General features: G+C 33.2%; 12 protein-coding genes. 6 read left to right on the top strand and 6 right to left on the bottom strand.

The genetic code is table 11. The annotated features are described in order from the left end of the window. Positions 1-4 precede the first annotated feature (4 nt). The 5 genes from RB619_RS16175 (at position 5) to RB619_RS16155 (ending at position 4,535) form a co-directional block, all read left to right on the top strand. Positions 5-907, top strand: a complete 903-nt coding sequence (locus RB619_RS16175) for a ParB/RepB/Spo0J family partition protein (RefSeq protein ID WP_308099321.1) — start codon at positions 5-7, stop codon at positions 905-907. Next, positions 907-1,470, top strand: a complete 564-nt coding sequence (locus RB619_RS16170) for a DUF5683 domain-containing protein (protein WP_133525368.1) — start codon at positions 907-909, stop codon at positions 1,468-1,470. Before RB619_RS16175 ends, RB619_RS16170 begins: the two co-directional genes overlap by 1 nt. A 36-nt stretch (positions 1,471-1,506) precedes the next feature. Next, positions 1,507-2,208, top strand: a complete 702-nt coding sequence (gene dapB, locus RB619_RS16165) for a 4-hydroxy-tetrahydrodipicolinate reductase (protein WP_308099318.1) — start codon at positions 1,507-1,509, stop codon at positions 2,206-2,208. A gap of 65 nt (positions 2,209-2,273) precedes the next feature. Beyond that, positions 2,274-3,830, top strand: a complete 1,557-nt coding sequence (lepB, locus tag RB619_RS16160; RefSeq protein ID WP_308099316.1) for a signal peptidase I — start codon at positions 2,274-2,276, stop codon at positions 3,828-3,830. 90 nt (positions 3,831-3,920) lie between these two features. Beyond that, on the top strand, positions 3,921-4,535 hold the full coding sequence (locus RB619_RS16155) for a WbqC family protein (protein ID WP_308099314.1): 615 nt from the start codon (positions 3,921-3,923) through the stop codon (positions 4,533-4,535). An 87-nt stretch (positions 4,536-4,622) separates the two neighbouring features. On the opposite strand, the gene RB619_RS16150 is transcribed toward RB619_RS16155, so the two are convergent. From RB619_RS16150 to RB619_RS16125, 6 genes are all read right to left on the bottom strand, one after another. Beyond that, the gene (locus tag RB619_RS16150; protein ID WP_308099651.1) at positions 4,623-5,645 is read right to left on the bottom strand and encodes an endonuclease/exonuclease/phosphatase family protein; all 1,023 of its coding nucleotides are present in this window, start codon (positions 5,643-5,645) and stop codon (positions 4,623-4,625) included. A gap of 47 nt (positions 5,646-5,692) precedes the next feature. After that, positions 5,693-6,559, bottom strand: coding sequence for a rhomboid family intramembrane serine protease (locus RB619_RS16145; protein ID WP_308099313.1), 867 nt, complete (start codon positions 6,557-6,559; stop codon positions 5,693-5,695). 46 nt (positions 6,560-6,605) lie between these two features. Continuing rightward, positions 6,606-7,355, bottom strand: a complete 750-nt coding sequence (locus RB619_RS16140) for a rhomboid family intramembrane serine protease (RefSeq protein ID WP_308099312.1) — start codon at positions 7,353-7,355, stop codon at positions 6,606-6,608. Next, on the bottom strand, positions 7,352-9,283 hold the full coding sequence (mutL, locus tag RB619_RS16135) for a DNA mismatch repair endonuclease MutL (protein ID WP_308099310.1): 1,932 nt from the start codon (positions 9,281-9,283) through the stop codon (positions 7,352-7,354). The genes RB619_RS16140 and mutL overlap by 4 nt, the downstream gene beginning before the upstream one ends. Before the next feature lie 206 nt (positions 9,284-9,489). Beyond that, positions 9,490-10,062 carry a 6,7-dimethyl-8-ribityllumazine synthase gene (ribH, locus tag RB619_RS16130; RefSeq protein WP_308099307.1) on the bottom strand — a complete coding sequence of 191 codons (573 nt, stop codon included), beginning with the start codon at positions 10,060-10,062 and terminating at the stop codon, positions 9,490-9,492. Between the two features lie 84 nt (positions 10,063-10,146). Next, a complete protein-coding gene (locus RB619_RS16125; protein WP_308099305.1) occupies positions 10,147-10,926 on the bottom strand; it encodes a hypothetical protein in 780 nt (259 codons plus the stop codon). Between the two features lie 241 nt (positions 10,927-11,167). On the opposite strand from RB619_RS16125, the gene recF reads away from it, so the two are divergent. After that, positions 11,168-12,247, top strand: coding sequence for a DNA replication/repair protein RecF (recF, locus tag RB619_RS16120; protein WP_308099303.1), 1,080 nt, complete (start codon positions 11,168-11,170; stop codon positions 12,245-12,247). The last annotated feature ends 34 nt before the right edge of the window (positions 12,248-12,281 follow it).

Genomic DNA, 12,281 nt, shown 5'->3' with positions numbered 1-12,281 from the left:
TTTTATGACAAAAGCAATTAAAAAACAAGCCTTAGGAAGAGGATTATCAGCATTATTAAAAGATCCCGAAAACGACATTAAATCAGTAGATGACAAAAATGCTGATAAGGTTGTTGGAAATATTATTGAGCTTGAAATAAGTGCTATCGAAATAAATCCGTTTCAGCCTAGAAGCAATTTTAATGAAGAATCATTACGCGAATTAGCCACTTCTATTAAAGAACTTGGCGTAATTCAACCTATTACTGTTCGAAAATTAGATTTTAACAAATACCAATTAATTTCTGGAGAACGTCGTTTGCGTGCTTCAACTATAGTTGGCTTAACTCATGTTCCTGCATATATTCGTATTGCTAATGACAATGAATCATTAGTAATGGCGTTAGTAGAGAATATTCAGCGTCATGATTTAGATCCAATCGAGATTGCTCTTTCGTATCAACGTTTAATTGACGAAATTCAGTTAACACAAGAACAAATGAGTGAGCGCGTTGGAAAAAAACGTTCTACAATTGCCAACTATTTACGTCTTTTAAAATTAGATCCAATTATCCAAACAGGAATTCGTGATGGTTTTATCAGCATGGGACATGGAAGAGCAATCATTAATATTGAAGATTTAGACGTTCAAACTGATATTTATCAGAAAATTGTAAGTCAAAATCTTTCTGTTCGTGAAACTGAAGCTTTAGTTAAAAATTATCACGAGGGTCAACAACCAAAAGCAGAAGGGAAGCCAAAAGCAGATTCTTCGTTTGTGGTTAGAGAAACACAAAAAAATACTTTCAACGATTATTTTGGTTCGAAAGTTGATATTAAAGTCGCTGGCAATGGAAAAGGAAAAATCACAATTCCGTTTAATTCTGAAGCCGACTTTAATAGAATTATAAAATTAATTAATGGATAGTGAATAAGATTGTCCCCATAAGTTTATTGTTCTTTCTCATAGGAACCGCTTCTATTTTTGCCCAGGCAAAATCAGATGCGGTTTTAGTCGCTAAAGACACTACCAAATTGGAAGAAATAGACCCGCTTACACCAGCAAAAGCTGCTTTTTATTCTGCAATTTTACCTGGTTTAGGCCAAGCATACAACAAAAAATATTGGAAAATTCCGCTCGTTTACGGAGCAATTGGAACCAGTCTTTATTTCTACATTGACAACAATAAAAAATACCACGATTATCGCGACGCATATAAACGCAGACTAGAAGGTTACAACGATGATAATTACCAATTTTTAGATGATGACCGCCTTATTGCTGGTCAAAAATTCTATCAAAGAAACCGAGATTTATCAGCGTTATTCGTGGTTGGCTTTTATGTTTTAAATATTATTGATGCGAATGTTGATGCCGCTTTGATTCAATTTAACGTAAACGAAAGATTATCAATGCGTCCCGAAATTTATCCCAGCGATGTAACTTTTAAACCAAACGTTGGACTAACTCTTAATTACACTTTTAAATAGCCTGAAAAGCTACTTGAAATTTAAAAAATATACAACATGAAAATTGCGCTTTTAGGATATGGCAAAATGGGTAAAGTAATTGAAAGAATTGCTTTAGAAAGATGCCATGAAATTGTTTTGAAAAAAGACGAATTTAACACTTACGAAGGACTTTCAACTGCCGATGTTGCTATTGACTTTAGTGTTCCAACAGCAGCTGTTGACAACATCTCAAACTGTTTTCATGCGAATGTTCCTGTAGTTTCTGGAACAACTGGATGGCTAGAACATTATGACGAAATGATCGCACTTTGCAATGAGAAAAAAGGCGGTTTTATATCAAGTTCTAATTTCAGTTTAGGTGTAAATATCTTCTTTGAATTAAATGAATATTTAGCCAAAATCATGGCACAATTTGATTCTTACAAAGTTTCAATGGAAGAAATTCACCATATCCATAAACTTGATGCTCCAAGCGGAACAGCAATTTCTTTAGCAAAAGGTGTTATTGAAAACAGCAATTATTCTGAATGGACTTTAGACGAAGCAAAAAACAATGAAATTCACATCGAAGCGAAAAGAATTGGCGAAGTTCCTGGTACTCATACCGTAAATTACGATTCAGCTATTGATAGCATTGAAATTAAACATACCGCTCACAATCGCGAAGGTTTTGCTCTTGGAGCTGTTATTGCTGCTGAATGGTTAGCAGGAAAAACAGGTATCTATACCATGAAAGACGTATTAAATCTAAAATAAAACTGATTTAAGGCTTAAGATTTCAAATTAGACAATCTTAAACTTCAAACTTTAAACAAAATATTATGACACTATATCTTTGGTTTGTATTTTTCCTTGCCGTTCAGGTGATTCATTTTATTGGAACATGGAAATTGTATCAAGCAGCAGGAAGAAAAAGTTGGGAAGCTGCAATTCCTGTTTACAACTCAATTGTTTTAATGAAAATAATCAGTCGCCCAACTTGGTGGACTTTACTGCTTTTCATTCCAATTATCAATCTAATTATGTTTCCAGTAGTTTGGGTTGAAACATTGAGAACTTTCGGAAAAAGATCAACTTTAGATACCATTCTAGGAATTTTTACTTTAGGTTTTTATATCTATTATGTGAACTACACTCAGAAATTAGAATATAATGCCAACCGTGATTTAACGCCAAAAACAAAAACTGCAGACACGGTTAGTTCATTACTTTTTGCTATAATTGTTGCAACATTAGTACACACTTACGTAGTACAGCCTTATACGATTCCAACATCATCTCTTGAAAAATCATTATTAATTGGCGACTTTTTGTTTGTCAGCAAATTAAATTATGGGCCAAGAGTTCCAATGACAACGGTTGCTTTACCAATGGTTCACGATTCGATACCAATGACAAAAAGCAAATCGTATTTGAAATGGCCACAATTACCCTATTTCAGATTACCTGCGTTTGAAAAAATAAAACGAACAGATATTGTTGTTTTCAACTGGCCTGCCGATACTGTACATTATTTTTATGAAAGAAAAGGACAACCAGGTGTTATAAAACCAATCGATAAAAGATCAAATTATGTAAAAAGATGTGTTGGTATTCCTGGAGACAGTTTATCAATTAAAGATGGTTATGTATTTATCAATGGCGCGAAATTAACTCTTCCGGAGCGCGCAAAACCTCAATATTCATATACAATAGCATTTGACGGAAAAACTCCTGTTGATTTACAATCTTTAGTAAAAGAATTGGATATCACTGACGGAGGTTATTTTAAAAATGAAGAAAAAAGAGACACACTAGTTCTAGGAGCTTTAACGGAAGCTGGAGCAGAACGATTCAGAAATACTCCTGGAGTAAGCGCTGTAATCAGAAAAGTTGACACAGGAAATGATAATGCAATTTATCCGCATATCAATAAAGGGAACCAAGACAATATGGGACCAATTTATATTCCTGAAGCTGGAAAAACAGTAGCATTGACAAATGAATCTTTGCCATATTACAAAGATATCATCACTAATTATGAAGGAAATACATTAGAACTAAAAGATTCTAAGTTTTTCATCAATGGAAAGCCAGCAACGACTTACACCTTCAAACAAAACTACTATTGGATGATGGGAGACAACCGTCATAACTCTGAAGATAGCCGTTATTGGGGATATGTTCCAGAAAATCACATTGTTGGAAAACCTGTTTTTATCTGGTTAAGCTGGGACACAAACGGAAAAGGTATCAACAAAATTCGTTGGAGCCGAGTTTTCACAACTGTTGATGGCGAAGGACAGCCACAATCTTATTTCAAATATTTCTTAATTTTACTTGCTCTTTATTTCGTTGGAGATTTCTTCTGGAGAAAGAGAAAAGAAAATAAAGCATAATCAAAAATTGTTATTTTTGTTTCAGGTTTCAAGTTTCAAGTTCGCAAAAACATGAAACTTGAAACCTGAAACTTTTAAACAAAAATCAAAATGAACTCTTTACTACTTCCTACCTATTTTCCTTCAATCAGTCACTTTGCAGTAATGGCTCAATCTGAGACGATTACTTTTGAAATGGAAGATAATTTTCAGAAGCAGACTAATAGAAATCGTACTTATATTTATAGTCCAAACGGAATTCAGTTATTAAATATCCCCGTAAAACATTCAAAATCGGCTCATCAAAAAACGAAAGATGTTTTGATCGAAAATGAATTTGATTGGCAAAAACAGCACTTCAAATCTTTAGAAGCTGCTTATAGAAGCTCTCCATTTTTTGAGTTTTTTGAAGATGACATCACGCCTATTTTCGAAAAGAAGCACACTTTTTTAATGGATCTCAACTTGGAAGTTTTTGATATCGTTACAAAATGTCTGAGAATGAAATTAGAATTCGGAAAGACTACCGAATATTTCCATGAAGTTGAAAATGTTTCGGATTTCAGATATTTGGCAAACGGTAAAAAAGATGCCAATTCATTCGAAAAATATACTCAGGTTTTTGATGATAAACATGGTTTTATCAACAATTTAAGCGTTTTAGATTTACTTTTTAACGAAGGTAAATTTGCAATGGATTATTTAAAGACGCAGAAAATAGTATAAGTTATGAATTAGAAATTATGAGTTATAAGTTTTCTTAAACTTTCAACAATTACTCATAACTTACAACAAACAGCTTCTAACTTTCCTCTAAAACTGATCTATCGAAAGTCGGGTCATTATTGGGTAATGATCTGAATTTTCGAAATCAGAAAAACTTTCAAACTGTTTTACTTTCATTTTAGTATCAGTAAAAATATAGTCAATTCGCGCAGGATAGTATTTAAATTTATAAGTTGCTCCAAAGCCTTCTCCGGCTTCTTCAAAAGCATCTTTAAGCTTTCCTTTAATATTTCGGTAAACGTATGAAAACGGACTGTTATTCATGTCTCCGCAAATAATAATTGGGTATTTACACTTTTTAATATGTTCCTTAAAAATTTCAGCCTGCTCTTGCTGTTGCGTAAATCCTTTACTGATTCTAGCATAAATACGCTGTGATTTTTTCTGGTTTACATTATCAATATCATTCGAAATATCACTTACATCTGGAGATATTTTAATGGATTGCAAGTGCATATTATAAACACGAATAATATCTTTTCCTCGTTTAATATCGGCATAAACCACATTATTATCAGATTTAGGAAAAACGATGTTTCCTTCATCAATAATTGGGAATTTTGAAAAAATAGCCTGGCCCGTTTTAATTTGATTTCCATCGATAAAAATATAACGGTGCGGATATACTTTTAAATCCAAATGCGCTGAATTAGAATATTCTTGAATACACAAAATATCAGGGTCTTTATCATCGATAAAAGTTTTAATATTCTCAGGAATATCATCACGATCTAGCCATTTAAAAACATTAAATAAACGGACATTGTAACTCATAACCGAAAAGTCTCTTTCATCTTTTACATATTCCTTTGCCGAAAATTTATAGAATTTACTAATAAATGTAATTCCCATCAACAACACCAAACCAGATAAAATAAGGCGTTTTTTAAACTGAATCGCCCAATAAACGAAGAACAATCCATTGGCAACAAAAAAAGCAGGCATAAACAACGTAAGCACCGATAAAAGCGGAAAACTTTTAGGTGCTAGAAATGGCAAAATATAGACGCTAAATGTGAGCACAGTTAGCACTATATTCAAAAAGAACATTATTTTATTAAACCACGAAAGGTTTTTCATATTATTTGCTAAAAGGATTATTTTCCAGCTCTAAATAGAAACTCTTTTTCTTCTTTTGTGAGACAATCATAACCAGACTGGCTAATTTTGTCCAAGATTTCATCAATCTGTTGTTGCGTTTTGTCTTTCGTAACAATTCGTGATGTCGTCACTTTTTCCGTAGGTTTTTTGTAATTTTTATGAACTTTTGTAAATGGGGTCGATGGAGATTTTCTAAAGAGATTAGCAAAAAAGTCTAACACTTTAGAAACAATGATACTTAAATCAGTACCATTTTGAAGCAATTTTATAAATATAAATCCAAAAAATGCTCCAGCTAAATGCGAAATATGGCCACCCATATTTTCAAGGCGCAACTGCATTAAGTCTAAAAGCAAAATTACTCCGGTAATATGCCAGAGTTTAACATTTCCAAAAAACAACAATCTAACACTCATTAAAGGTTGATAGGTTGTCGCTGCAACTAATATTGCCATAATTGCCGCCGAAGCACCAACTATTAAAGCTGAATTTCCTAAAATATAATAGCTTAACACAAATATGATTCCTGAAAAAACAGCCCCTAAAATATAGAGACCCAAATATTGTTTTTGAGTAAAAAACGTCAAAAATAAATTACTTGCAAAGTTTAAAACCAGCATATTAAATAACAGATGCATTGGTCCATAATGAAAGAAAGCATACGTTAAAAACGTCCAAGGCTTAAACATAAAAACCTGTGGATCTGACGATAATGCAAGCCAATTAGGAAAATTAAATTGACCATTTGAAAACTGATAGAAAAATATCAAAGAAATTAAAAAACAAGCAACATTCCAATAAATAACACGCATGGCGATACCACCAAGTTTATATTGCAGTTTTAAATCATCAAGAATATTCATAAAGTCTCCGTTTCGTTTTTTAAAGTTAATAAATTAAAGTTAAAAATTAATTCCAACGATTGTTATTAAACTGATTTTTTTTCCAGTACAACATCATCAAAAAACCAGCCACTGCACCACCAAGGTGTGCAAAATGCGCAATTCCTGTTCCTCCGCTTCCAAAAAGCGAACTTCCTTTTAAACCCAAAAATAAATCTACTAATAAAAGTCCTGGCACAAAATATTTAGCTTTAATTGGAATCGGGATAAACATCAGAGCCAATTCTGCATTTGGGAACATAAATGCAAAAGCTGTCAGCAAACCATAAATAGCACCAGAAGCACCTAAAACTGCGCTTCCATAAGCACCTGAAAAATTATCCCATTGAGAAACGGTTAACATTTCTTTCCATTGGACTACAATTTTGCCTTCACTTAAAAGTTGCAATACATAGCTTTTTGAAAATCCATTAGCAACTAAAACATTCAAACCTTCCTGAAAATAATAGTAATTAACTGCAAAATTCAGCAGAGCAGCTCCCAAACCGCATGAGATGTAAAAGAACAAAAACTTTTTACCACCCCAAAAATGCTCCAGCATTGATCCAAAAGAGTAAAGCGCAAACATATTAAATGCAATGTGCAAAAAATTAGCATGCATAAACATATGCGTAATTATCTGCCAGATTCCAAAATTTGGATTTTCTGGAAAATACATAATCAAGTAGTTATAAGAAACTGGCACTATTTGAGCACCAATAAAAAATATAATATTAATAATAAGCAGCTGTTTTACAACTGGAGTGATATTCATCATAAGGCAAACTTTTTATCTATATCTTCAACACGCATGGTGATGAAAGTAGGTTTTTGAAAAGGTGAAATATTTGGATCTTTGCAGGCAAATAAACCACTTACCAAGTTATCCTGCTCTTTTTCGGTTAAATAAGATCCTGTTTTAACCGCTAAACTTTTAGCCATCGATTTTGCAATGGTATCATTTTGACTGTAACTGCTCGCCGGAATTCCATCCTGTAAGTCACTTAACAGCTGATCTATTACGATCGGAACTTCACTTTCGGTAATATTTACCGGAATTCCCGAAATTACTATATGATCTGTTTTGGCATCTTCAAAAATAAATCCGGTTGTTTCTAGTGAAGGTTTTAATTCTTCTATCAATTTCATTTCAACAGCAGAATAAAACAAATCTAACGGAAAAAGCAATTGTTGACTTGAAGCTTGATTAACAGTCATATTCAATAAAAACTGCTCGTACAAAATACGTTGATGCGCACGCTGTTGATCAACAATAATCATCCCCGATTTGATAGGAGAAACAATATATTTTTTATGAATTTGATAGGTTTTTTGACTTGCCTGTTCAACATCATCATCATTAAATAAAGATGAAGTCACTTCTTCATTTTCGAATGTAAAAGGCGAACTCTCGATCGTTTCCGGATTTTCTAAATCTAAGCCAACATACAAACTTTCCCAACTAGCTGTTGGTTCTACTCTTTTTGAATAACCTGAATAGGATGATCCAGTATACGAAGAACCTGAAGAGGACGAAGAAACTGAACTATAACCAGATCCCGAACCTCCTTTAGTATAATGCTGATTCGTTTTATCATCTGTAAAAGGATTAAAAGTTCCATCAACTTGAATTGTTGGTGTTTCAGCTTCTAAATCTTTATAATGATATGGCGTATCTAAATTTGAATCTCTGTCAAAATCTAAAACTGGCGCCACGTTAAACTGCCCTAAACTATGTTTAATTGATGCTCTTAAAATCGCATACAAAGCTTGTTCATCATCAAACTTAATTTCTGTTTTAGTTGGATGAATATTAATATCGATTGTATTTGGCGGTACTTGCAAATACAAGAAATAACTTGGCTGTGAACCATCTTTTAAAAGTCCGTCATAAGCCGCCATAACTGCATGGTGCAAATAACCACTTTTTATAAAACGGTCATTTACAAAAAAGAACTGCTCTCCTCTGCTTTTCTTAGCAAATTCTGGTTTGCAGACAAATCCCTGAATATTTATAATCTCAGTATCTTCATTTACCGGAACCAATTTTTCATTGGTTTTCCCCGACATAATCCCAACAATTCTTTGGCGATAGCCTGCTGATGGAAGATTATACAATTCGCTTCCATTGTGATAAAAGCTAAAATGAATATTTGGATGCGCCAAAGCAACACGCTGAAATTCGTCCATAACATGACGAAACTCAACTGTATCCGACTTTAAGAAATTACGTCGCGCCGGAATATTGAAGAAAAGGTTTTTTACAGCAAATGAAGTTCCTTTTGGCAAAACCGCCACTTCCTGCGAAACAAATTTACTTCCTTCAATTACAATATGCGTTCCAAGTTCGTCCTGATCTTGTTTGGTTTTCATTTCCATGTGCGCAATCGCCGCAATAGAGGCCAATGCTTCTCCACGAAAACCTTTTGTGCCAAGTGAAAACAAATCTTCGGCCTGGCGAATTTTTGAAGTTGCATGACGAGCGAAACACAAACGTGCATCTGTAACTGTCATTCCAACTCCATTATCAATAACCTGAACTAACGATTTCCCAGCATCTTTAATAATCAATTTGATATCAGTTGCTTTTGCATCAACAGCATTTTCTAACAATTCTTTTACCACAGAAGCAGGTCTTTGAACCACCTCTCCAGCGGCAATCTGGTTAGCAACGTGATCGGGAAGCAATTGAATTATACTCGACATTAAGAAATTTGGGTTAAAGGTTTGTCTTTGATTTTACTTAAAAATCTTAGATTGATGTTATTAGTTCACTCTGATTTTAAAAAACCGAGGTGTACAAATTTAATGAATTTTGGTTGTGATTTTGAATATCTGCAGTCATAAAAAAAACAAAAAACCTATACTATTTTACACAGTATAGGTTTTAGCATTTTTAAAACAATTGTGTTTTATTCGTTCTCGATTTTTCTAGGCTTATCTTCGATTTGAAGTGCGCCTGACGATAATAATGGCTGATTAAAAGGATGCGAAATTGAAGCCTGTTGACGAATATACGCCATTTTGATTGCAGCGATTGCCGCTTCAGTTCCTTTGTTTCCGTGAGCACCACCGCTTCTGTCAATTGATTGCTGCATGTTATTATCTGTCAAAACACAGAAAATAACAGGAATATCAGTTTGAACATTCAAATCTTTAATTCCTTGCGTTACGCCTTCACAAACAAAATCAAAATGCTTAGTTTCTCCTTGAATCACACATCCAATTACGATTACAGCATCGACATTTTGTGTTTGAAGCATTTTTTTTGCGCCATAAATAAGCTCAAAACTTCCAGGAACATTCCAACGGATAATTTGCTGCGCTGGAACATCACAGTCAACTAATGCATCAAAAGCACCATTATAAAGTCCTTCAGTTATAATGTCGTTCCACTCAGAAACAACAATCCCAAATCGAAAGTCTTTCGCATTTGGGATTGTGTTTTTATCGTATTCTGATAAATTTTTATTTTCGGTAGCCATCTTTAAATTTTAGATTTTTGAATATAGATTTCAGATTGCTAAAATACGAATCTAAAATCTAAAATCTGAACTCTAGAAATTAAATTATTGCGCTAATCCAATCAATACATCAACAGAAGCTGCTTCTGGAGTTGCATCGAAGTTATCCTTAATATCGTTTAAATATTTTAAAGCGTCTTCTTTTTGACCTAAAGCCAAAGCAGTTTTAGCCGCTTTTAACAAGAAACGAGGCGTAGTGAAATCATTTTTATTTGACTCAGAAGCTTTTACATAATAGCTTAACGCTTCTTTTTGGTTATTTTTCTGAGAATAAGCATCTCCAATAGCACCTTTTGCCAAAGCACTTAAAATTGCATCTTCAGATTTAAATTCTCCAAGATATTTGATAGCGTCATCAAATTTACCTGTATTCAAATATGCCATACCAGCATAGTAGTTTGCTAAGTTACCAGCATCTGTTCCAGAATATTCGTCAGCAATTTTAACGAATCCGAATTTACCTTCAGAACCATTTAAAGCTAATTTGTACAATGAATCACTTGCAACACCATCAACAGCTTTTTGGAAATTTTGCTGTGCAACAAACATTTCATTTGCAGCTTCGTCTTGCTTAGGAGTTTCAATAAATTTTTGGTAAGCCAAATAACCAATAGTAGCCACTGCAATACCTGCAACTAAACCAATAATGATTTTTTGATTTTTAGCCACCCAATCCTCAGTTTTTGAAGCAGTTTCATCCAATTTTGAAAAAACACCAGCTGTTGTGCTGTCTTTTTCGTCAATAATTACCTGTTGTTCTTCATTAACTTCTTTTACTTCCTTCTCTTTTGGTGTCTTATATCCTCTTTTATTGTAAGTTGCCATTTAATAATAATTTAGTGAACGGCAAAAATAAAATTTTTCTTGAAACTGAGGCAAAAAAAATCAATTTTATCACTATTTTAAAAAAAATAATTTTCCGCCAAGCTTGTCCTTTCGCGGAAGCGGTAAAATAAATCAACTTGAAACAGAGCAAAAGCCCCATATATCGATAAAATTAGATAATTTTACAGCCTCAATTTTACTGCTTTCAAAACAGTAATTTTTCTTCTTAGAACCTCTTAAAATGCATTTAAACAAAATTTCTTTATTCAATTATAAAAATTTCTCTGAAGCGAGTTTTGATTTCGACGTCAAGATCAACTGTTTTGTGGGGAAAAACGGAATTGGCAAAACCAATGTTTTAGATGCAATTTATCATTTGGCTTACGGAAAAAGCTATTTCAATCCGCTTGCGGTTCAAAATATCAAACACGGAGAAGAGTTTTTTGTAATTGATGCCGAAATAGAAAAAAACGAAAGAACAGAGCAAATTGTTTGCAGTTTAAAAAAAGGGCAAAAGAAAGTTTTAAAAAGAAACGGAAAAGCCTATGATAAATTTTCAGATCATATTGGATTTATTCCGCTTGTGATTATTTCGCCTGCCGACCGTGATTTAATTGTTGAAGGAAGCGAAACACGTCGCAAATTTATGGACAGCGTTATTTCGCAATTAGATTCAACTTATCTGCATCAATTAATTCAGTATCAAAAAGTAATTGTACAGCGAAATGCACTTTTAAAATATTTTGCCCTCAATCATACTTTCGACAACGACACCTTATCTATATATAATGAGCAACTGAATGAATTTGGAAAATCGATTTTTGAAAAACGAAAAGATTTTCTGGAACAGTTTATACCTATATTTAATATACACCATCATGCAATAACTGGATCTGAGGAAAAAGTGCAATTGGTTTATGAAAGTCAGTTATTCGAAAAAGACTTATTATCGCTTCTTCAGGAAAATATTAATAAAGACCGAGCGTTGCATTACACAACTTCGGGAACTCACAAAGACGATTTGTCTTTTGAAATTGATTCGCATCCAATAAAAAAATTCGGATCACAAGGACAGCAAAAATCATTTTTGATTGCTTTAAAATTGGCTCAATTTGAATTTTTGAAGAAAAAAAGCGGTGTAAAACCTATTTTATTGTTTGATGATATTTTTGACAAACTCGATGAAACCCGAGTTGCAAAAATTGTTGAAATGGTAAATACCGAAACTTTCGGCCAGCTTTTCATTTCTGACACACATCCTGAACGAACGGAAGCAATTGTAAAATCAACGCATCAAAGTTATAAAATATTTAATTTGTGATTTTTATGCCACTAATTACACGAATTTTCACGAA

It is taken from the genome of Flavobacterium sp. LHD-80, assembly GCF_030929605.1.
GTDB lineage: Bacteria > Bacteroidota > Bacteroidia > Flavobacteriales > Flavobacteriaceae > Flavobacterium.
Note: the sequence above shows the minus strand (reverse complement) of the source record. Positions and strands in the feature narration are given on the sequence as shown.